This is a genomic window from Legionella sp. 227, from assembly GCF_043161935.1.
Classification (GTDB): Bacteria; Pseudomonadota; Gammaproteobacteria; order Legionellales; family Legionellaceae; genus Legionella; species Legionella sheltonii.
Map to the genome: position 1 here is coordinate 494,178 of NZ_CP171154.1, position 23,108 is coordinate 517,285.

Consider the following 23,108-nt stretch of genomic DNA (forward strand, 5'->3'; position numbering starts at 1 on the left):
TTTCTAATAAGGCTATTTTTGCAAATAAAAATCAATTCCACCTATAAAAATGAGCTAATTTTAATATTTTGTTACGCAAGAGTTGCGTTGGTCATTAGGCCCCAACAATACACTCAATCCAAGATTTATTGATTAAATAAAACAATTAACTAAGCAGAAATTCTTCTTTTGATCAAAATTAGCAATTATGTTGGGTCAAATGACCCAACATATGCTAAAACTCAAATTGAAAAACTTGATTCTGGAACTGTTTTAATTACAATTCGAGAGTCAGGATTCGAGTTGCCAAATAGGGTTTGAGGTGTCGATACAAGAAGAGCAGCTGATTTTGATTCATTCAACTTTATTTCTTCTTCGGCAATAGATGCGTCCTCAGGTGCAAATTTCTTAGCGTAACTTAGCGCCTCTTCCGCCTTATCCCATATTTTCTCTAAGCGATAAGTACACGCTATATTTAACCAAGCATCCGCAATTTCTTGTTTATCCTCTGTTTTATCCAAAATCGCAGAAAAATATTGTCGTGCCTCTAAGTAATTCTCCTGTTTAGAAAGCGTCATTCCAATTTGATTAATCACAACAAGATGTTCTGGATCAAGAGAAAGTGCTTCCAAATAAGCTTTTTGCGCTTTTTTATACTCTTTATTTTGATAGAAATGATGGCCATATTGCGCGAGACATTCGGTTAGGTTGGATAAAATAATGTTTCTTAATGCCAAGTCTTGTTCGGTGCATGCTGATAATGCTTTTCGGTAATAGTCTATCGCATCATTAAAACTGCTTGCTGTATTCTTCTGAATAGTCTCTTCGTCTTCAACCACTCGTTCAAGAACTTCAACGTATTGTTCATACCAACTGGCTAGACTGTGTAAAAATACAGGGTTGTTACTGCATATTTCCAAGGCTTTTTTGATAAAAGCATATGCGCCTTTAAACAGCTTCGCGCTATTTGTCGAGTCTGCCTCAAGATAATGCTGAGCGGATTTCATATAAAACAAACCCATGTTATTCCAAGCAGAAGCACCAGAGGGATAAATTTTAGTTGCCGTCTCGTAACATTTGAGTGCAGCCGTGTCCCTGTTTTCCGTTTCATAACATTGACCTAATAAGTCGAATGCATAAGCAACGTTGGCAACTTCATCTGAATTACTTTGCCTCAATTCAATGAATCTTTTTAAAGGAGGAATAGCTTGTTGTTTTTCATCACGAAAAAAGAAACATTTTCCTAAATAAAAATAGCTTTCCGCTACTTCTGGATTTTTATTAATTGCTCGCAGAAAAAAATCTTTAGCTATTTCATATTTTTTTTCATCAAATGCGTTTACTCCAGCTATGTGAAATGTATTAAACACCCTCTACCCTCATTGATAACCATTAAAAAATGATCATAATTTTATCATAGGAGATAACTTATTTTTAAGCAGCTTTTAAAAATAAGTACTTGCCATAGACAAGATGTGTGAAGATTATTTTTTGTATTGATGCTCGCCGCATTTGCCAGGCTTTTCAGCCCTGCCTACGCTTGCTAGACCTAATTGTGCTCAAATTTTTCGACAGAACCATAAATTTCGTTAACCATTCTGGTTTTGTCATCATAGTTCTTTGTTTTAGCAAGATACAAAGCTGCAACGAAGCTTAGGCTTATTGCGATCATTAAATAATAACTAAAAACCATTGGGTTTTTACTCTGTTCGATAAATGCAGTAATAATAAAAGGAGCAAAACCACCAAAGAGCATAACCGCTCCGTTGTAGCTTATCGCTAAACAGGTAGAGCGAATTGAGGCAAGTAACGAAGTAATGGAGTTATCACTGGGGAAGAATGTTTGCGCAATAAAAAGCAGCATGAAATTATAAATCATAAAGTCGTACCACTCCATGGCGTTGCCAATACAGATAGCCGCAATCATTTTTGTATTGTTCATGATGAACCAACTCCCTGGTATCAACAGAAATTTATCTTAAAGTAATCTGGTGGGGAAATCCATTTTCTTGAGGTTCATCCAACGTAGGCTTTGCAGCCCAGCATATGCTTGCTAAGATTTTCTTAACCTTGCTCTAGAATATTATTAGAAATTATCGACTCAAGCTTCGTTCTAAATCCTGCCATCATAAACTTTGAACCTAATTTAGATAAATGATGCCCATCACTATAATAGGGCATACCTTTAGGGCTAATCGAATGACACACTTCATTATCACAAAGAACAGAATAAGGATCTAAAAAGAATGTATTTTTATTTTCTTTAGCAAACCCTTTTAATATGGTGTTGACGTTAATTGCTAGGGTGTTAGTGTTTCTCGAGATGTTATTTTTAGACATGCAGTTTACTTTAGATAATATCGGTCTTGTCAGACAAGAAAAAGTATCATTACTCCCAGCACCAGGGACATCACCTATTATTATTAATTTTCTGTCACCAATTAGCTTCCTCAATTTATCGAGTTTAATCAGAAAAGCCTGATAATCACTTGCGTTGGCGCTAGATAGATTAATGTTTAACGGTTGATCATTTGTTGAATCACTGGCATAAGATATCTGAAAGAACCATGATTGAGAAAGAATAAGAATAGAATCGTTTTTCTCATTTAATTTTGCTAATGCTTCATTCAATACATTAACACATTGTTGCTTCCAATCATAACCAGGTGTATTTCTGTATATCTCGGGCAAAATCAAACAACTTTGACCGGCAATGTAAATCGATTTATTAAAAGGTTTTGCAATTTGATTTACTAAACCATATTGAAGCATTTGAGCATAACTATCACCCATTAGAACGATATCGGGTTTCGTATCATCTGTTTTATAGGTCCATCCAAAAGGGTATGGAAATCCTTCTCCGCCAAAATATTTAGTATGATATTCTTCAGGATTTTTTATTTGACTTAATGTACCATACTCAGGAACTCTCCAAGACCATCCACTGTTATAATACACAGTGAGTCCCAATAATGATGTTAGGAAAATACAAGGCGTCCATTTTATTAGGGTTACATATTGCGCTTTACTATCTTTAGGAATCGATTTTCTAAAGGGTTGCTCTATAAAATTATACATCAACACAGCAACAGACACAGATAAAAATACTACCATAGTTATTGCGAATACTGATGTTATTGCTTCTGAAGTAATATAGGAAAAGAATACGATAATCGGCCAATGAACCAAGTACAAAGAATAGCTTATTAGTCCTATAGCAATTGATATTCTGTTTGAAAAAATCAAACCCACACAGCGCGCATTTCCTGAATAAATAACTAAAGCAGCCCCTACTGTGGGGATTAAAGCATGATAAGAAGGAAAGACCATATGACTATTAAAATAGATTACTGCGAAGATCATCAGCGCCAAGCCAATGAAACAAATGATTTCATCGAGTAGCCTTACTTTAAATCGATAAGGAATCAGCCAAACCATCAGTGCGCCAATACAAAACTCGAATATTCTAAATGGCATCAAATAATATAAAGCCTCAAGATGATTTTTTTGGTAAAAAAAATTAAGAATAAGACTTATTAATCCTAAGAGGATTATTATTAGGGGTAACAATCGTTTATTAAATCGGGCTGTCGCTAATATGATTAAGGGCCAAATCAAATAAAATTGTTCTTCAACTCCCAATGACCAAGTATGAAGCAATGGTTTAAACTCAGATGCCGCACTAAAATAACCGCTTTCTTGCCAAAAGAAAATATTTGATAAAGAAACAGCTGCGTAAGATAAGGATTTGCCAAGAGATTGAAAATGATTGGGCGAGAATAGAAAAAAGCCTGCTACCCAACAACTTATAAGTACAAAAAATAGGGCCGGGAAAATTCTTCTTACTCTCCGGCAATAAAAATTTGTAAAATTAAATTGATTTGTTTCTTCAATTTCCTTAATGATTAATCGAGTAATGAGAAAGCCACTGATAACAAAAAAAACATCGACACCAACAAAGCCGCCTTTGAACCATCCACAATTCAAATGAAAAAAAAGAACCGATATAACTGCAAAAGCCCTTAACCCATCGACATAATTGATATAATTAACCTTCTTTGGATAAAAAAAAATAGACATAAAATATTTACCTTTTTAGTAAAATTTCAATTAATATCTGGTTCGCATAATTGAATTGCCCTTCGAAATATTGTTTGTAGTTTTTCTACCATTGTTTTTATGATGTTTGCACCATACTTCGCTTAAAACCGAGATCATTAATCTTGAGCGAGCGAGGCCTGGCTACAAAAACCCAGCGTCCAATCTTGAGCTCACCTAGAAATTGATTATTAACTGATCTTGTCTTGAGAATAGGAGCAACAATTAAATCACGTACCTAACAAGAAACAAAGAACCTAGAGCGTCAGAGTTAAGTAGTTTTATTTAGCTCTTTGGTAAACCATAAAATTAAATCATCATCCAGGGGGTATGTTTGCCCGGGAACTGTTGGCTTATAATTATAAGTTACCCCTAAACCATCAGGAATGTAACTTCGATTTACATAAAGACGTTGGGCTTGTCCATATCCCCCATCAGAGCCTCCATATAATCCAACACCAATGCCTACTCTATCATGCCGATTCGCTGCCTGTTCTTCAGCAACAGTCAGTAAAGCACTTCCTATTCCAAGCTTGCGAAAAGAAGGTAATACATTCAAATCCATAATTTCTGGGATTTTTTGCTGAGCAAAAGGTTCATATTGTGAACTCCATTTTAGAGTAACGTAGCCAGCAATCTGGTCTTGAAAATAAGCGATCCATATCACTCGCTCAGAGTGCTGTTGTTCTTGATAATACGCCTTAAACAATGATGCCGGTTTTTGCCAATTTGCCTTTTGAAAAGCATCGACCAGAATAGGGATATCAGATAGTTCCAGTACCTTTATAACAATTGAGTGTTGGCTTACGGTCAAAGGCTTAATCTTTTTCACCATATATACCATCTTCCATTCATAGCCAGCAGGTTTTAAATCAAAAAGAGCGTTAAAACCAACGGCTTGATAGAATAGGTATGTTTTAAGATAATTCTCTTCCGCTTGAGAAGGACTTAATGTTTCAACTGTTATAGTCGTTGCCCCTTGGGTGTTAGCAAAATGACAAGCCGCTTCGATTAATTGCTTACCCACACCTTGACGATGAAAGTCCCGTCTTACACCCATCCAATAAATAGTGGCATTATCAGGATAAGGAAAATCAATCGAAACAAGACCAATATAGCTGCCACCCTTTTTCGCTGCAAAATTCGTACGTGTTTTCACACCTATTGCATAGTGCTCATTGGCCTCTGGTAGACCAAAGTATTCAGGCAAATCTTTGGTAATTGTTTGACACAAAGTTTGAGCCAACTCACCGCTTACTTTTTCAATTTGAATCATATTATTTTCTCTACCCGAGGGAGAACACACCTTTTGCGTATCTTACTCATTGTAACGCTAAGGCATCACGATAGCCTATCCTAGGTTGAGGATTTTTATGAATCATAAACAAAATTTAGGAATAGCAATTTGGCTCCCGAGCCAATTCTCATAGAGGATGATAGTGTAGCGTCAATAAATCCCTTTGTTCTCGATGATTTAAAAAATCAGATCGAAGCGGGTTTTAAAGAAAATGACTCAGAAACGTCCCAAAACTTTTTTTAGACGACTCCTTAGCTGATAAATTAATCGAGGCAGTCTTTTTTAAAACGGGATCAACCAGAGCCTGATGAACCTCATTCAGGTCCATCTAGGCGGGGTAACTCCGTTTAATCGAACAAATGATCACTTGATAAGACGTTGCTTCATCCAGAGTTGCTATAATTAAAACATGAGAACGTATTTTGGAATGGAGCTTAATCATGGACACCAAAAACGATTATAAAATACTTCGCGTTGTTTTGGTTATCATCGGACTACTTTTTATTTTTGCTCTATATCCATTAACCCTTTTATGGCCTTCTGGATGGGCTTGGCATCATGTTGGCCAAAACGTCTATTTACAAATGATATTGGGAATTTATGCAACATTAGGCGTATTTTTAATCCTGGCAGCAAAAAATCCAACTCAGCAGTTAAGTTTAATTTGGTTTACCGTCTGGTCCAGTGTGGTACATGGATTCATCATGACCGTCCAAGCATTGTACTACCCTAACCATTTTGCTCATCTATATGGTGATGTCCCGGTTTTGTTTCTCGTTGCTTTTGTTTTAGCTGTTTTAACGCCACGAATTAAAAAAAGTGATTGATGTTGAATCAGAGGCATGATGTAGAGCGATTGTGGCAACAGCATGTTCTCCGCTAATCCTATGGAGCACTTTCAAAAATTATTTCTTCTCTTTATGGATGAATAGCAAATAAAGTGATGCTTGCGTTCAGCTCACAAAATACACTCAACTTTGTACTAGAAAATGCAAGGACATGCTATAAATAAGATTAAAAATTTAGGGAGAATCATAATGGACTCACGAATTGATTTTTATAAAGCAGCACCTGATGCGATTAAGGCTATGTTAGGTGTTGAACAGTACGTTAATCGTTGTGGATTAGAAAAGACCCTTCTTAATCTGGTTAAGTTACGCGCCTCTCAAATTAATGGCTGTGTCTATTGTGTCGATCTACACAGTACTGAAGCACAAAAAGAAGGTGAGTCCGAACGCCGTCTCCATTCAGTGGTCGTATGGAGAGAATCTCCGTTTTTCACAACTCGTGAACGAGCCGCTTTAGCTTGGACCGAAGCCGTGACTTTATTATCAGAAACTCATGTTCCTGATGATGTTTATCAGGAAGCCTTAACTTGTTTCAGTGAAAAGGAGCTCATTGATCTTACAATGGCAATTATTGCTATAAATAGTTGGAACCGCCTATCAGTTAGTTTCCGTAAATTACCAAACTGAAAAAAGGCGTATAAAGGTGTCTAGTCGGCGTAAGATCACGAGAGAAGGTTAACGTATACATGATCTGCGTGAGCCAATGATGATTTTTTCGCTAAACCAGGGAAAATCAGCCCGCAAGACATTCAGAACACCTTTTAAAAATCGGAGTTTTCGATGAAACAAAACATCTCCCATCTACCAAGAGAACTCGGTCATATGGTTTCCTGGTCCCTTACTCGTTTAGGGAACGCCATTGCAGAAGTTTATGGAAAAGAAACATTCGAACGAATTGAGCTCATGCGACTATCCATGCAAAACACCATTGGGAATGAAGCATTTTCACTTAGAACTGCTCTTTCTAGTCTTCAAATGGAGCTTTCCAAGCTTGATGGTACTCAGCTTTATCAAATAGCTCATGGTTTTTCTCTCATGATGGAGCTCATTAATGCTTGCGAGAATGCCTACCGCATTTTTCGTATTGATCAAAGGAAAGAAAAAATCTACGCGGACAAACCTCAGGGAATTCATTATGTCTTAACAGCACATCCGACAGAAGCGCGCACCAATGAATTTTTAACCCTGTTTAAAGCGATTCGTGACTATCTTGTCGAAGTACTTAAATCCCCTTATTTGATGAATGAGTCTTATCTTGATCAAATGCTTAAAATCGCACTGCAGATTAATATTTCCTTTTATGAAAAACCAAGCGTCGAAGATGAGGCTCAATATATCTATCAATACGCACTCAATCCTTACAACATCAAACTGTATCATTCTTTTTTAACTAAGGGTGTCCCTATTCAATTACGCACTTGGGTAGGAGGTGATAAAGATGGGCATTCCGGGGTTAATGAAAAAATAATGGTTAAAAGCCTCGAACTCTCCCGATCTTTTTTTATCGATTATATCCAGGCGTGCCTCAAAGAAGTACTGGAAACGGTCAAACTCTCAACCGCATTAAATGAAAATAAAGTCTTAGAAAATCAGCTCAATCAGGTTATCAAAAAAGCGAACAATCTTAAGAAAATAAAACCAAGAGATCATGAAACAGTAGCTGCATTCAAAAAGGAATTAACTGGGATACAAACAGACACCTTTCAGTTTTTAAATTTCGAACTCGAACAATTTTCCATAATCTCCAGTATTTTTCAGCTCTACCCCACTCTGGTGATACCATTAGAGCTCAGAGAAGATTCAGCTGTAGTAAAAGAAAGCTTAAACAGCATCAAAAAAACAACGATTACCAAAATGCTTGAGCAAGTCTACTCTATCACTCAGGGGACGGATCCCAAAAACTATATACGCGGTTTTATTCTCAGCATGGTTGAATCTGCTGAGGATATAAAAAATGGAATTAACCTGGTGAAGCAAGTTTTTAAAAGTTACGCTTTACCTGTTGTGCCTTTGTTTGAAAATCAACTCGCGCTTACCAGCGCAGATACCATATTAAATGATTCAATCACTGAAGATATTCGACAGAAGCATCTGCAACAGTGGGATGGAAATTATGAGGTCATGCTGGGCTATTCCGACTCGTCTAAAGAAAACGGAGTATTGCCTTCCCGACTGATGATTGCGAAAAGCCTAGGACGTATTCAGGCTACCTTGGAAAATAAAAATCTTCGGCCCATATTTTTTCATGGATCGGGTGGCAGCATTGAACGAGGAGGTGGAGATATCAAGGAACAAACTGCTTCTTGGTCCAAGGAAATGATGAGTAATTACAAAGTGACCATTCAAGGTGAAATGGTTGCCCGACTTTTTGGTTCCAGTTCCATACTTAAAAGCCAGATTGATAAATTTCTAGATATCTATTCACACAAAGAGAAGAACACAGATAATAATTATCCCGAAGAATTATTATTATTTTCCGCCAAAGTCAGTCAGAAATATAAAGAACTGATACAAAGCGAATGGTTTTGGCCAACCATTGAACAGGCCTCACCTTATCATTTTTTAAACGAACTGAAGATTGGATCTCGTCCGACCAAACGAAAATCAGGACCCGATCAAAGAAAACTTCGAGCCATCCCATGGATCCTATGCTGGACTCAAACCCGACTTCTTTTCCCGACTTGGTGGGGTATTGGATCTACTTGGTTAGAGCTCAATGCATCTGGAAAAAACAGACTTAAGGTGCTTTATAAGGAAAATGCTCTTTTGGCAGCCTTTGTAAAACAATTAGGCGTAACGCTTTCTAAAGTGTACCTCCCTATCTGGGAACAATACCTGGATCAATTGACTGGATCCAATGAATACCTCAAGCCTTTTCAATCAGAACTCGAGTCAACCATCTTATTTTTCCATCAGATAACGGGTGAGCAAGATTTTTGTTTTCATCAACCCTGGCTTGGGGAAAGCATTCAATTAAGATCAACTCTGGTTCATCCTTTGAATCTCATTCAAATCGAGGCGATGAAAAGAAAGGATTTGCCTCTTTTAAGAAAAACGGTCACAGGAATTTCTTGTGGGATGTTGACAACAGGATAATCCAGATTGGATCATCTTCTTTTGTTGTAGTATCAAGCAGCTTGTTAATGGATTAAGTTGGTCGTTTGACTCAGCTTACTCTGTTTGGATATTTAAAAATAAGGAGTTTACCGATGAAACATGATGTAGAAATTCGATTATCCAAATATTGGTTTTTAAAACCCCAAAAAAAGAAAAAAGATACTCTAGATCTCAAAAAAATCGCAAAATGTGGGGCTAAAATCATCGATCAATGTCAAAGTATTCTTGCATTAACCGATGATTCTTATTCTAAGAAGCAGTTAAACTTGATAATTCGTAATACAACAAATCTGATGTCATTAGTTGCAGAAGCTTCAGCAAAAGAGTCGTCCGAGCATGAAAAAAAAATTTCAGAGGCATGCAAAGAACTACAAACTAATGCGTTAAGCATCCCCGCTACAATCCATACTCCTACTGATTTACCCAGCGCAAATTATAAGCTTGCCCTTGTTTGTATGTACATCTTGTTATTCAGTCTCGCATTGACCATCGGTGCAGCATTCGGTGCTTGGTATTTTGGTTATCTTTCTGCAAGTTTCTTTACCGATTACCTTGCAGTCGCTCTCGCAAGTATTGGAATTCCTGCTTTATGTGTTGGTGGTTTTTCTTATGGAATCTATTCTTCACAAAAAAATCCTATGACAGAACAATTAAATAATTTAGGTAAAAATATTGATCAGTTCTGTGATGAAATTGCGCCCATTGAAGAAGAAGAACTTTTATTGGCCTTCAATTAAAAATTGCTGTCCTGCTGGATCAAACAAGGAGCAACTGACTTGAATCGATCAGTTAAGTATTCAATCAGTTGCATCAGCATTTAATTGACAACATCCATTTTAAAGGTACTATAGCAAATCTTGGCCAAAGCGAGCTCTATTGATTCATTGACGCACAGCAAAGCCAAAATACTTAACGGAGTGTGATTCAATTAACGAATCATAGAATACAATTCGTATCTGATTTTAAAGGAGTAATTTTCATGTATAGCCATTTAGATCAATGCAATAGTTCTGATGAGCCTATATCAAGTGCTTATACTATATTGTTCCTACTCACTGGTCTTGCTGTAGCAACTTGCGCACTTGCGCGATACGCTGAGTCCAATAATCGCCTGAACTATGACAATCGTTTTGCCCGCATAATAGCCGGTCTTTTAGTGCTTATGATGCGTATGATGCATACCAAAAGTGATGATTTAGAAATTACCAATAAAGAAACTGAAAATAAACTCATTGCGATAGGTCCACATCGAACGGGGTGGGAAGCCGTCGTTGTTGCCTCCAAAATGAAGGGGACACCACCTCGATTTTTTGCCACCACCTCTTTTAATTCTGTGCCTGGTGTTGCCTCTTTTTTGAAAATGTTTAACACGATACCAGTAGATGCACATGCTAAAAGCAATAATGGACGAACTGCTAATGCTGGCTCGCTCGAACTGGCAAGTAAAGCACTTGATGAAAATGGCTGCGTCGCCCTTTTCCCTCAAGGTAATTTCGCAAGAATAGGCCAAGAACCACCTAGAGTCTACACTGGGGCAGCCAAACTTGCATTGATGAATAAAACCCCGATTCATGTTGTCAGACTTGATGGTTTCTGGAGTTTAGAAAACCCCCTTATTCCTTTATTTGTTCGCAACAGTGCTGCTTATCGTGCATTTTTATCGGGGCTTCATTTTAACAAGGTGCGTGCCACATTATGTTGTGTGATTGATTTTCATCTACAACCTGAGAATGAAAAATTAAGTGATGAAGAAAAAATTGAGGAGATATGTGCCCAACTTTACGCTTACTATCGTTATACCGGGGAACTCACTAAAGAACAAATTGATGTGATTAAAAGAGAAATAGATAATGGAACTCATCGCAAAATTTGGGATATTAAAGTGAAACGCGATCAATTAGGAAAAGATCTTTTAAACTTAAAAAAAGAAGAGACTCAACTGGAAGAACCTACTTTGGCTGCAATGAAATTAGCCTAACACAGCGCAAACAGAGCAACTGTCTCGAATTAAATAATTTTAGACAGTTGTGTTTCTTGAAAAAACCAAGATTGGAGTTGCGTTTATACTGGATAAGATGATGTTTCGCTCGCTTAGGGAGTAATAGGTATCTTTTTTATCATGCAACATCCAAAGAATTATAGTGTTACTGCGCACACCAATGCATTGGCATAAGTATCGCCAGTAGATAAATTATCGAGATATTGATCATTAACCGCATTTAAATGACCTTTACCTAAATAAAAGAAACGGTAACCGCATTCAACAGGCATTGGACCAATAATATTGTTTAAACGAATACCGGCTCCAGCCATTACAGAAAAATGGGTTGTAGAGGTCCCCTCAAATGCATTATCAGGGATTGCAAAGTCTTCTAATGGTGTTTCATGATAGCCAGAAGTCCACATAAAATTGGGACCTATTCCTGCATCAACCGTAATATTGTACTTTGGGTTGTTCGTCGATATAAGTGCCTTAGCGGCGGCATAGACAGGGACGTTTTGAATACTGTATTGATAAGAAAAGTTAGTAAACAAGTCCTCTTGAATAATATCACCTCGGACTTTAGTTTGACCTAAATAAAAAGCGTCGACTCCATATGAAAGCTGAAACCAATGGTTAGAAGGACCATTAAAATAGAGCCCAACACCAACAAGTCCACTAATTTGAGAATTGTTATCCAAGGTATATTGGTTACCTATCAACCCATCAATATCAATATGTTGATCTTTGCCCTGAGATGCTCCAAAAAAGCCTCCTTGAATAGGGACAGACCAAAGTTTAGAAGGACTTACATTGCCCATAGTCCCTGCAGAACAAACAATAGGTAATGCAAAGCTAATACAGAGTATTTTAGGTAAACGCATAATTATCCTTAACAATTTGATCGATGACGTCATGCAGTTTGAATACCCTATTATATATTTTTACAAACGTCAATTAACTCAAATGTGATGCAGCTGATACTCCATGATGCACATAATTAGCAAACCCGGGTCTCAGAAATGGATTATGGGTTCAATTTCTATCTAGTAATCACCCTGAGCTCATCTGCGATTAGAGGTTTTCTCGGTGAGATTTGCTGAGTTGATGTTGCTTGGGCCTTGGCCAACCGACAACTTATGTATATTAATTCCTGGTTAAGATAAATTTGAATCTAACAAGCAGCGCTTGATGATCTCTTGATGAAGAGTATAGTAATGTCGTAACTCATGATTTTAAGGAAAAAACATGCCCAGATTTTTTAGTGGTTCGAAACAGACTTCAACTGTTCACCATAATGTACAAGTTTCTAATAGCATTATTCAGATACTTACTACAACCGTGGAATCCTATGCCCCCTCAATTGTTATACCCGGCACCGTGGCACAAACAATAGGTTCCATTTATGCGATTTCCCATAGTGACTCCCATGTTTCAGAAAAGCTTTTGCATTTACTCCAGGGACTTATCGCTTTAGCTCGATTTGGACTCGCAATTGCTTTAATGTTTGATAAGCAAGAATGCAATGTTTCTTCTCAAGAAAATATGTGTATTGCTTCGTTTTTACTTTTGTTGATCTATTCAGGTATCGTTTCAGTAGGATTGGCATCCAGTGCCTTGTCAAAAGACATAAATCCCTCGCAAGAATCTCATGATGAGGCAGAGCAACAAAGACTAATTCAAAATGTATAGGAAATAGGAGAAAACCAGCGATGGTTTTAAAAACTGATGATTCATTTCAAAATGAGTAGTTCTTCGTACCTTGTAAAGTAGTTTCAAAAAATCTGCCTATTTAAATTTAATAGTTATGAGGATTTCTTGTTAAGAACACAAAGTAATAGTGATATCTAAAAAATACTCCATTGCAGCAAACTAATCATCTGCATCCAAAATTAGACAGCATGCTTATCCAACTTCGTTAGGTTAGTTAATGCCCGCTTACCCCCCCTTGCAATGAATTAAGTTGCCATTTATTTTAGATAGGTTGTCTTTTTATGTAGTGCGATGGTTTAAATTTTGAAAAAATCTGAAAGGAGAAAATATGGGAAGCTATGGATGCGCTCAAGAACAATGCCATTGTCCTTGTCATTATATGCATGAAGAACACCATCATGGAGAACATGGCCATTGTGATCATGCCGATGGAGAAGAGATGCAATCAAATTATTTTTTAGAACTTGCTGATGAGGCATGGGAAGAGCTATTAAAAGACAAAATTAAAGCATACATTTTAAAAACTCAAAATGATCGTATGGAGAAATTGGCTAAAATAGTTGCCGAAGGAAATCATCACCGTTGGAAAAATAAAATGGAGAAAAAACAAGTGCATCAAGCATTTATGGACGAAATGTGCAATTTCTTTCATGAATCAAAAAAATAAGTCAACGCTCCACTTTTATTCATAAAGTCACCGGATCGGTACTATTACTGATCCGGCTTACTCATTGTATCGCTAACTGCGCATAAGCTATTACTAGGGGATCAATTTTTAAGGATTGATGATACTTTTAAGCCAAGCTTTTGCCTCTGGACTAACCTTATCGTCCTTAAAAAGAAGGTCATATATACCTGTTTGGCGTGCAGTCTCATCTCCATACATATCAACCAATACTTCATTCCAAAGTGTTAACAGGGTTGAAGAAGAGGTTTTTCCTAGCTGTTGAAGAATCCCATAAATTCGCTCTCGCCAGTATGCATCCATCGCTTTATCCATCCATGATACAATTTCTGGTGTCAAACCCACCTCCTCAAGACCTTTTCCCTCCCCAAAACCTTTTTCAAATTTTTTGGTTCTTAAATGAGCATATTTTGTACCGTATACTCCATTAACCCAATCCATAAGTTTTTTTCCTAACTCAACCCCTATTTTTGAGTTGGGATCGTGCTTAAGATGATGGCTCACCTCATCCACCAGCTGATTCCAATTCTTTTCAAAAGCGGCTTGTTGTTCCGGTGTCACATTGGCTTTCATTTCTTGTTCAAACGCTACATACTGCTTTAATTCATCGGGTGTGAATATTTCTTTAACCCAATCATGCTCAAGATGCGCTGTCATTCTATATACCTCAATAAGTTGAATAATGGTTTCCCAAGGAATCGATTGATGGTTGTCAACAGAGTCAATTATGCTTCTCAAAGTTTTGGCACCCTCAAGTAAAGCAGCTGCTTTTTGTTCTAAGACTTGGGCTTGGCTGTTAAAATTTTTCAGCACGCTATGCTCTTCATTGAGTAAGGTTTTGATTTGTGACAACTCAAAACCAAAAAATTTCAAAGCAATAATTTGTTGCAACTTCAATAAATCCTTCTCGGAGTAAACACGATACCCATTGGCACGTCGCAATGAAGGTTTAAGTAACCCTGTACGGTCATAATGGTGCAGGGTTTGTACTGAAACACCGGTTAATTTGCTTATGTCTTTAACGAACCATTGGGTCATAATGTTCCCTCCTTAAATACAAAGGTAAGGTATATAGCAACAATAGGGTCAAGCATTTTTTTCAACTTTTTGAGTCATTAGACCTCTTTTGAAACGCGCTGCGAAGAAACAAATGCTCAGAGGAACGCAGCGCAGAACCGGAGTGTTAGTCTCATGAGGATACGTGCACTTTACCGACAACGCAGTGGTCCTCTGCAGGAGCATTTCGACATGAATCTCTTATTTTTCCAGCTCATTAATCAAGTAATGTAATTTGATAAGTGCGTCATTTCTCGCTCTAAAACTCGCAAAAGTCGCTTTTTCTTTGCTGTCAGCAATATGGTTCACAAAAGTAACTACCCGACCATCCTTTTCAATCCATCCTATGAACCATCCATGTTGTAAAGGAAGCTTCTTGCTTTTATCTGCCGTTAATTGTCGACCAGTTCCTGTTTTTCCATACAGTTTCCAACCACCAGCTAATTCCTGAATATAGAGAATGTCTTTAGTCATAGTAAACGCTTTTTTGCTCACTGGAAGTTTTTTATAGACTATTTTTTGTAGAAACTTATTTTGCTCTGTGGGCGAAATGGCAAGCGAACTTGAAAGCCAAGCATGGGTTAGTCCATTGTCCTGACCTTTATCACCGGTTACATCTTGGTTGCCGTAGTGAAATGCCGCGACATAATTTTTAAATCGCTTCATACCTAAATGTTGTGTCAATACCTGCGAATACCAAACACAAGAATCTCTTATCCAAGTGCGCGGGTTATGAGGGTATTTCCATACATTGAGATAAAGTTCATATTCTTTCTTATAAGGCCATTCAGGATGAAGGGCATCTTTTAATATCCCTGAATCAAAACCCATAAGACTTAATGCAATTTTAAAGGTCGATTCAGGGGCATAACGCTGATTACACTCATCACCTTCATGTTTTAACACAGTTTGATTTTCATAGGCCAAGAAGCAGGTACCTTGAGCCCAAATCGGACTGCAAAAAAACAACCCCATACATAGGAATACACTATTTTTTTTCATCACAACCTCAAAATTGTTTTAATTAGATTAGGAAATTTTCCTCCTCTCTCAAGAGGAAAAGGTATAGGCAGTCTAGTAGGTTGGGCCTTGGCCCAACCCTCATCTGATCTGCATTAAGCTCACGACTAAACCGAAGTAAAATCAGTGCTCCATAGAGCCAGCTATTGGCTAGCCCCATACAGACTATTCATCGCGACATTATGAAATACAGGAGCGGCTAATTCCCCGCCCGAGGTCAATGTCTTGCCTTTCATGTTTAAATGACCGTCTTCAATTACGATTAACATGACATAACGAGGTTTATCGGCTGGCGCATACCCAGCAAATAAAGCAAGATGCTTATTCCCATTCTCGATAACCGTTCCGGTCTTACCTGCCACGGCAACACCAGGAATCACTGCACGTTTCCCTGTACCATTATCGACGGCGTACTTAAGAATATGATTCACTGAATTTGTCGTGGTTTCTGAGATAACAGGTTTATCTCCTCGAGCAAATGGACGTCCTTTGTTCGCAAGAACAGCATAGGATTTTGTTAACGACTCAATGGTGACAGGGATATTCTCACCCAGCGAAGCCATTGCCAGTTGCACCTCGTCATCCTGATTTGCTTGCCACCACGAATTCATATCAAAACCAAATTCAGCAAGTTTTTTTCGGATTATTGGTGCTCCAGTCTCTTGTGACACCTTAATAAGGCAAACATTAATCGACTGTGCAATCGCCTCTGTTAGAGAAGCAGAACCTACATCAGAATTGTAGTTTGCAAATGTTTTACCTTTTAGGGAATAAGGTGAATGACAATCATAGTTTTTGGTTGCAGAACTTGTACCAGAATCGATTGCCGCGGCTGCAATAAAAGGTTTTATTGTCGAGCCAGGTGAAAAAACACGTGACCTCCAACTGTTTTGCCCCTGCTGATTTGATTCAGCAAATGCAATGATATTGCCCGTATTGGGATCAGCAATAGCAATAACCCCAGATTTTGCGTGATAGCGTTTGACCGCTGCGCTAATTTCTTTCTCCGCGATGTTTTGCATTTTAGGATCTAAATGAGTTGTATCCACACCTTTTACCTTAGGACTGTTCAAGGATCCTACTGCTGAATAAGCCACACACATGGGTGCCAAAATAGATAACCCAACAAATGCAATCCCTAACCACAGCGGCTTAGATGCATTAAATGGATAAGTTGGTAACATTGAAATTCTCCTTATGATGAAAGTACAGTCTTCGTTTTCATTGTTCAAAGCCATGCCCACCGCACATGCAAATTCTTGATTAGGTGACTGAGAACTTTGGGATACTGTCTGAATCACTTGGAACAGACAGTGGCCATAGTCATGTGCCGAAATTTTTGGGTGGCCAACCAGTACTTCATCACATGAAAATTCTTGTAATTCATTTAAAGTGTTATGCCATCGAGTAACACCAGGATTTCCAAAGAAGATAATGCGCAAGGTTTCAATAAAATAGGACCATAGGCAATCTCCATTACGATGGTGTTGCCCTTCATGCGCAATCGCAATGCTCACATTTTTGGGAGAAGAGAATAAGGACACGGGCAATACAATATAAGCTTTGTTTAATAAAAACACTGAAAAAGGAATATGGCAGCGAGCAGAGACTTTAATGATCAGTTTTCCAGAGCGCCGATAAGGAATTGCTTCATGCAACAATGCGCGTAAGCTACCCAAACCTGATAAAAGGTGATAACCACGAAATAAGATAATGAAACCCAATATTAAATAAAACAGCTGGCAATAACTGACATTTTCCAGGGGTAACGCAGCTGCGGATTCGTTTACGCGTTTTGCCGGTTCTTGCTTTAAAATTGGCTGATTCATATATTCTTGCAGCGTATCAAATGAAACAGCGCCAGGGCGCTCCGGCATTTGCTTAAAGTTCACACAATGAACAATTAATGGAGAAACCACACAGCTGACTAATAAAAAACGGGCCAGTTTCAGTTTAAAAGAAGGCTGTTTTGCTAACCAACGCCCCCCGATAAAGTATGAGCTAATTAAGAGTAAGCAATGAATGCTCAAATAAATTTCTATGAATAACATTATTCCACCCCTTCTTTTTGGGCGTCCGGGGCTAATTGTTTCAGTGCCTCCTCTATGGCTTGCAGGTCATCGTGTTGTAATTTTTTGGCCATCAAGAGTCTTTGGACAAGAGCAACAGGCTCTCCATCAAAAACATTAGCAACAAGATGATCAAGACAGGTATTTTCATAGTCAAATTTTGTAACAATTGGCACAAACACATGGGCATAGGAGTGTTTTTGGCATTCAAGAAACCCTTTTTGTTCAAGCACTTTTACCACCGTCGCCACGGTGGTGTAAGCTAAAGGCCTTTGTTGTGACAGATGCGACACAACCTCTTTAATCGTTACTTTATTAAGACTCCAAATAATATTCATTAATTCAAGCTCTACTTCTGTAAGCAGACGATCATGGGCTGACGATACTTTTTTTACGGACATTTTCCTCTCCAGTAACGAAATAGAGCATTCTCTACTATTTTTTTAGTAGATCCTACTATAAAAATAGTAGGATTGAAATAACCAAACGAAAATTCGTACCCTGAATGTCTATTTAAAGCGGGTTAATCCCACAAGAACGGCGCAACTGGTCTCATTGAACGCGGCTCAGGGTGTGCGGGGACGATAGGTGCTGGGTTAAGACTGAAATTGTTCCATATTGTGGGGGATCTTCAGATAGAAACCGCTCACCTCTGTGAGCGGCTGATATATATGGAGCTTCTGATAACGACTATCTATCTGTTTTTTAAAATGGAAGAATAAGTTTCTTGAGCAATATTGTGTTCGGTTGCCCCGTCTAATGCATGGTTACCTGTATATTGAGCAATTTTTACTAAAACCTCTTTTTGTGCTTGCTCGACAGTCTTACCACGCTTCGTTTCGAAATCCTGTCTCTGCTCAGAAGACATTCCGGTGGAAAAAAGCCCTTGTCGATAACCTTGACACAATACTAAGGCATTTCTACGAATGGTGGCAAAATCCTGAGCACCGGGATTTTTAAAGGAAGGTTTGTCTTTAGGATAAAGTTTCCCCCCTAAATTTCCCGCTAAGGCAACTGCATTAATAGGATCAGAAACCAGTGAATCAAAATTCAATGCATTTAATTTATCACCATTCGCCAGACACTGCGCCCCATGATGCAAGGTTTTAACCCAAGATAATCTTGGCAAGAGGATATCTAAACTGTCCTGATTTAAAATTTTTGCTTCAAGCATAAGATTCAACAAATTAAGCAATGCTTTACTCGTTAATTTTGCTTTACAAACAGCAATAATATTCTTTTCATCATGAAGTTTATGTTGTTGTAAAAACTCGATCACTTCAGCAGTATAGGAAGCACATTGTGGTTGTTTCAACATCGCGGCGCGATAGGATAAGTCGACGCATCCTGCATTCGAGAATTGAATCCAAAATTGAGCCAAACCCAAAGCATATTCTGGACTTAAACCAATGTATACTTTTGTTGCCTCATTAACACATTTTGCTTTTTGCAGCATCACAAGAGCTGCCGCAAGCTCGTTGGAAAATTTAGGTATTGCAAATGCAATTTTAAGAAAACCTTCATCTAAACCCTCTTTATGCAGTGTTTTCAACGCCTCCATTAATTGGGCACTTTCATGAGAGTTGTTAAAAATAGTAGGTATGATTAGGGGTAAAAGTTCAGAATTTACTTTCAATTCAATTAGTTCTGTTATGGCTTTTTTTACTGCCCCGCCATTGATTTTCCCACTTAGAATGATCCCTAAATAGGGGTGAAGGTCCCAACTTGCGTTTTTAAATTGGGTAACGAGTTCTTCAATCCAATAATATTGTCCCAAGGTATAGGAAACGCCTGATTGAAATAAGCTATCCAGGGTTTCCTGATCTGGCGGCAGGATTTTTAATAAAGCATGGAGATCATAAAGGTGTTCTATTTTTAAAATATTAATCAGATTAGGTAGAGTAATCAGCGATGGATTTATTGCCAATGTTTCCAGTATTTGGTAAATAATTATCAAATGTTGCTCAGATCCTTTGAGTAGGAGCATTACCTCATCAGTATTTAAATTGTGTTGATTTAATAGAGATAAAATATTAATGGTAAAATTAGAGTGTGCAACTAATGCCAACTCTTTAAAGACAGCCATTAATTCTTGTGGATTTTTTATTTTTTCGGCTATAGAAATTATCTTTTTTAAATCGGCGCCTATTGGGTTCTTAGCGATAGATACGATGAGAGGAGCTAAAGCTTTCGCTTCATTGGGGTGTCTTTCCAAAAATACGACATTATCTTCAGTTAATTGTTTTGCAGCGTATAAAGTGTCAAGTGCTTCATATCCTCCTAGTTTGTTAACCAGTCCTTCGAATGTTTTACCGCTTGCGCTCTCTTCAGTTCGTGTATTTTTACCAATTAAAATCAGCGCTAATTTAAGTAACGAGGAAGGAGATAAATCGTCCTCCTCCAAGTCTTCATAAAAACTTCGCAATTCTTTAATATGAGGCTCTTCTTTGATATAGGTTCTTCTATAACCCTTACTACTATCATAGTTATCTAGGGCTTCTTTTATAGTGATTTTTTTCATTTACTACTCCTATAGTCTATCTAGCTCCTGCCATAAATAGTTACTTCGAGTTTTCGGTAATTTTCACCGTCAGTACTATTACTTTTAGCAACATGAAAATATGTAAAATTTTTTTCTACTTTTAAAAGCCTTCCACATTACCAATAATTTTGACAAACGTCACATATTAAAATTTATTTAATTCTTCAGCCCCAATATCAGATAAACCTAAGCACCACTAGCTGCCGTATATTCTCTAAAAAAACCTGCAAGTCGATTAGGTCTATTGGCGTAAAACAATTTAAAGGACTGTTGATCCACGCTATGTAGGATACGATAAAAAACAAGCGCGGAATAAATGGGCCATAATTTTTTGGCTAACATAAATCCTTCAAATAGCTTTTTTTTTGATGCCAAGTCCAGCCAGTTTTCGAAACACGTTTCTTGAAGTTGATGATAGGTTTGATCGAGCTCGTTTAGGCCATGGTGCATGATGGCTTGACGCAGAAAAGTATGTAAAGAAAAAAATGGATGGGTGATAACTATCTCTCCCAAATCAATGAAAGTTAATTTTTTGGTTTTCGGATGAATCAAAATATTGTTCGTGTGAAAATCAGATTGAACTAGAGTTTCAGGAATCTGAAACCGGGATAAAGATTCAATTTCTGATGCGATTTGTGGTCTTAAATCGTGCAAAGTTTGCAGTTCGTTGTCGTTCATACCCTCAGCTTTTAAAAAAGCTATCTGGTTGATTAGATACTCATAGAGTTGGGGTAATTTATCCAATCGCCAATCAGGGACTCCCAGGGCAAATAAAGATTCCAGATGATTTTCTGTCGCTCGCTGCATCGCGGTATATTGCCTAATGGCTTGACGTAATAGAACCGGCTGAAATTCATTTTTTAGATAGTCACGCAGTGATTGCCCAGCATCATGCATTAAAAAACAATGCAGCTCTTCGTTCATTGCGATCACAATCGGTACATTGGCGTGAAATTGAGTGGCCAATAGTTGTGTGATTTTTGGCTCTTGGGCGATTAAGGGTGCCGGCTGTTTTAAATAGACATTGCCTTTTGAAGTTGGAAATCGAATCACATTAGACCAAGGTGTTTCTAATACAATTTCGGGTGAACGAGTTAAGGAATATCCTTTAGAGAGTAGATAATCAGTGGCCCAATTAAGAATCTGTGTATGATTTTTCATTTTTAACTCATTGAAAAAAAAGTATTTTTATCCCTCTATTTTTATTGATCTCTATTAAGTATTCAATTTAAGATAAAGTTCACTAAAAATGTACCTGAAAATGGATTTGAAGATGCAACGATTTAAAATGACTTTGCCCCAGCTTTTCATCGCGGTGATTGCTTTTTTATTCTTTACACTAAGTCATGCAGTTAAACCCGTATGGACTTTCACACCTGATCCTAATTATCCACCAACAGTTTCGGTCACATCAATTGGATCGGCAACGATTAAGTACACGATTACCAATCAATCTCGCCGAACACATACCTTGTCTATGAAGTCCATTACCGGGATTACCCAGGTTACTTCAGCGGGAAATTGCCCCAATCCATTTACATTGCAAGGCCATCAATCCTGTACGCTTAATTTGTTCGTCAATGGGAGCGCCCTACAAAATAATATTAAAGAGGGCCCTGTTGTCTGTGAGCAAGGAGGGGTACTGGAGTGCTATCAACCTGCTTTAGCTAACATTTTAAACATTACTCTCATTCCAATCACAACCTATATGATTACACCAAGTGCTGGTGCCAATGGGGCAATTAATCCCAATACCCCACAAACCGTTATTGCAGGAAGCAGTGTGACTTTTACAGCAACCCCTAACACCGGTTATCAAGTGGATGAATGGGTAGTCGACGGCGGTAGAGCCCAAAAAGGGGGAACGACATTTACCCTCGCCAATATTGATGACAATCATACCGTGGAAGTAACTTTTACCCGCGTCGGCACAATATATTCAGGAACTGCAAAAGGTTTCGTTTACTTTTCTACTGATAATGGTTTAACTTGGACTGCGACCGCTGCACCATCGCCAGGTAATGCGGTGAATAGTGTCTTTGCAACACCAAGCGCTTTATATGTAGGCAGCGCAGATGGTAAAGTATATTACTCAACCAATAATGGTACTTCCTGGACTGCGACAAATGCACCAGGGACTTCATCAGTAAATAGTGTTTTTGTTACCACTACTTCCAGAATTTATAGCGGAACTCAAGAAGGAAAAGTTTATTATTCGAGTAACAATGGAGTGACGTGGACTGCAACCACAACAAATCCAGGTACCGGTCCCATCAACAGCATATTCTTTAGCTCTTCTGCGATTTATGTAGGAAGCAATGATGGGAATGTCTATTATTCAACGGATAATGGAACGAACTGGAATCAAATCCGTGGTCCCGAATCGAGTGTTCCTGTACCAGTGCAAAATGTTTTTGCGGTGAATGGTCAACTTTATGTCAATACACGACAAACCTCAACAAACAGTACTTTACCCCCTGGAACCATCAATTTTGAATATGCCTATTTCGCCAACAGCTTGACGGATCCAAATCCAAGCTGGACCCTTTTATCCCAAATAACGTACACCTTGTTTGTTAATTCGGATGCAAGCTTGATGCACGCCGGGACACAAAACGGTCATGTTTTCTCCTTGACCACTGGCGATGACTTGGGATTTATCACATCCAGCCCAATCACTAGTTTATTTTTCTTCGGGTAACA

General features: G+C 38.0%; 19 protein-coding genes and 1 pseudogene. 8 read left to right on the forward strand and 12 right to left on the reverse strand.

The annotated features are described in order from the left end of the window. Positions 1-221: 221 nt before the first annotated feature. The 5 genes and pseudogenes from ACF8MK_RS02050 to ACF8MK_RS02070 all read right to left on the reverse strand — a co-directional run. A complete protein-coding gene (locus ACF8MK_RS02050; protein ID WP_392537974.1) occupies positions 222-1,349 on the reverse strand; it encodes a tetratricopeptide repeat protein in 1,128 nt (375 codons plus the stop codon). Between the two features lie 179 nt (positions 1,350-1,528). Continuing rightward, positions 1,529-1,921 carry a hypothetical protein gene (locus ACF8MK_RS02055; protein WP_392537975.1) on the reverse strand — a complete coding sequence of 131 codons (393 nt, stop codon included), beginning with the start codon at positions 1,919-1,921 and terminating at the stop codon, positions 1,529-1,531. Between the two features lie 122 nt (positions 1,922-2,043). Next, positions 2,044-4,059 carry an acyltransferase family protein gene (locus ACF8MK_RS02060; protein WP_392537976.1) on the reverse strand — a complete coding sequence of 672 codons (2,016 nt, stop codon included), beginning with the start codon at positions 4,057-4,059 and terminating at the stop codon, positions 2,044-2,046. A gap of 289 nt (positions 4,060-4,348) precedes the next feature. Continuing rightward, positions 4,349-4,912: a GNAT family N-acetyltransferase gene (locus ACF8MK_RS02065; RefSeq protein WP_392538993.1), complete on the reverse strand. Its 564-nt coding sequence runs from the start codon at positions 4,910-4,912 to the stop codon at positions 4,349-4,351. 108 nt (positions 4,913-5,020) lie between these two features. Then, a pseudogene (locus tag ACF8MK_RS02070) lies at positions 5,021-5,353 on the reverse strand (GNAT family N-acetyltransferase); the annotation flags it as partial. A gap of 461 nt (positions 5,354-5,814) precedes the next feature. On the opposite strand from ACF8MK_RS02070, the gene ACF8MK_RS02075 reads away from it, so the two are divergent. The 5 genes from ACF8MK_RS02075 (at position 5,815) to ACF8MK_RS02095 (ending at position 11,317) form a co-directional block, all read left to right on the forward strand. Next, positions 5,815-6,201 (forward strand): DUF6632 domain-containing protein, encoded by a 387-nt coding sequence (locus ACF8MK_RS02075; RefSeq protein WP_392537977.1) that lies wholly within the window; start codon positions 5,815-5,817, stop codon positions 6,199-6,201. Positions 6,202-6,411: 210 nt separating this feature from the next. Continuing rightward, positions 6,412-6,849, forward strand: coding sequence for a carboxymuconolactone decarboxylase family protein (locus ACF8MK_RS02080; RefSeq protein ID WP_392537978.1), 438 nt, complete (start codon positions 6,412-6,414; stop codon positions 6,847-6,849). Between the two features lie 153 nt (positions 6,850-7,002). Next, positions 7,003-9,318: a phosphoenolpyruvate carboxylase gene (locus ACF8MK_RS02085; protein ID WP_392537979.1), complete on the forward strand. Its 2,316-nt coding sequence runs from the start codon at positions 7,003-7,005 to the stop codon at positions 9,316-9,318. Positions 9,319-9,431: 113 nt separating this feature from the next. Further along, on the forward strand, positions 9,432-10,076 hold the full coding sequence (locus ACF8MK_RS02090) for a hypothetical protein (protein WP_392537980.1): 645 nt from the start codon (positions 9,432-9,434) through the stop codon (positions 10,074-10,076). 242 nt (positions 10,077-10,318) lie between these two features. Next, the gene (locus ACF8MK_RS02095; RefSeq protein WP_392537981.1) at positions 10,319-11,317 is read left to right on the forward strand and encodes a lysophospholipid acyltransferase family protein; all 999 of its coding nucleotides are present in this window, start codon (positions 10,319-10,321) and stop codon (positions 11,315-11,317) included. A 158-nt stretch (positions 11,318-11,475) separates the two neighbouring features. Here the strand turns inward: ACF8MK_RS02095 and ACF8MK_RS02100 are convergent, their stop codons facing one another. Beyond that, on the reverse strand, positions 11,476-12,204 hold the full coding sequence (locus ACF8MK_RS02100; protein ID WP_392537982.1) for a hypothetical protein: 729 nt from the start codon (positions 12,202-12,204) through the stop codon (positions 11,476-11,478). A gap of 364 nt (positions 12,205-12,568) precedes the next feature. On the opposite strand from ACF8MK_RS02100, the gene ACF8MK_RS02105 reads away from it, so the two are divergent. Both ACF8MK_RS02105 and ACF8MK_RS02110 read left to right on the forward strand, forming a co-directional pair. Further along, on the forward strand, positions 12,569-13,012 hold the full coding sequence (locus ACF8MK_RS02105) for a hypothetical protein (protein ID WP_265703285.1): 444 nt from the start codon (positions 12,569-12,571) through the stop codon (positions 13,010-13,012). A 349-nt stretch (positions 13,013-13,361) separates the two neighbouring features. Further along, positions 13,362-13,700, forward strand: coding sequence for a hypothetical protein (locus ACF8MK_RS02110; RefSeq protein WP_392537983.1), 339 nt, complete (start codon positions 13,362-13,364; stop codon positions 13,698-13,700). A 108-nt stretch (positions 13,701-13,808) separates the two neighbouring features. Here the strand turns inward: ACF8MK_RS02110 and ACF8MK_RS02115 are convergent, their stop codons facing one another. The 6 genes from ACF8MK_RS02115 to ACF8MK_RS02140 form a co-directional block, all read right to left on the reverse strand. Beyond that, positions 13,809-14,756, reverse strand: a complete 948-nt coding sequence (locus ACF8MK_RS02115; protein ID WP_392537984.1) for a MerR family transcriptional regulator — start codon at positions 14,754-14,756, stop codon at positions 13,809-13,811. A 219-nt stretch (positions 14,757-14,975) separates the two neighbouring features. Beyond that, positions 14,976-15,776 carry a class D beta-lactamase gene (gene blaOXA, locus ACF8MK_RS02120; RefSeq protein ID WP_392537985.1) on the reverse strand — a complete coding sequence of 267 codons (801 nt, stop codon included), beginning with the start codon at positions 15,774-15,776 and terminating at the stop codon, positions 14,976-14,978. 161 nt (positions 15,777-15,937) lie between these two features. Beyond that, positions 15,938-17,845, reverse strand: a complete 1,908-nt coding sequence (locus ACF8MK_RS02125) for a penicillin-binding transpeptidase domain-containing protein (RefSeq protein WP_392537986.1) — start codon at positions 17,843-17,845, stop codon at positions 15,938-15,940. After that, the gene (locus ACF8MK_RS02130; RefSeq protein WP_392537987.1) at positions 17,845-18,264 is read right to left on the reverse strand and encodes a BlaI/MecI/CopY family transcriptional regulator; all 420 of its coding nucleotides are present in this window, start codon (positions 18,262-18,264) and stop codon (positions 17,845-17,847) included. Before ACF8MK_RS02130 ends, ACF8MK_RS02125 begins: the two co-directional genes overlap by 1 nt. Before the next feature lie 293 nt (positions 18,265-18,557). Next, a complete protein-coding gene (locus ACF8MK_RS02135) occupies positions 18,558-20,384 on the reverse strand; it encodes a hypothetical protein (protein WP_392537988.1) in 1,827 nt (608 codons plus the stop codon). 207 nt (positions 20,385-20,591) lie between these two features. Further along, positions 20,592-21,566 carry an aminoglycoside phosphotransferase family protein gene (locus ACF8MK_RS02140; protein WP_392537989.1) on the reverse strand — a complete coding sequence of 325 codons (975 nt, stop codon included), beginning with the start codon at positions 21,564-21,566 and terminating at the stop codon, positions 20,592-20,594. A 112-nt stretch (positions 21,567-21,678) separates the two neighbouring features. Between ACF8MK_RS02140 and ACF8MK_RS02145 the strand changes: the two genes are divergently transcribed. Further along, positions 21,679-23,106, forward strand: coding sequence for a YCF48-related protein (locus tag ACF8MK_RS02145; protein WP_392537990.1), 1,428 nt, complete (start codon positions 21,679-21,681; stop codon positions 23,104-23,106). Positions 23,107-23,108: the final 2 nt, after the last annotated feature.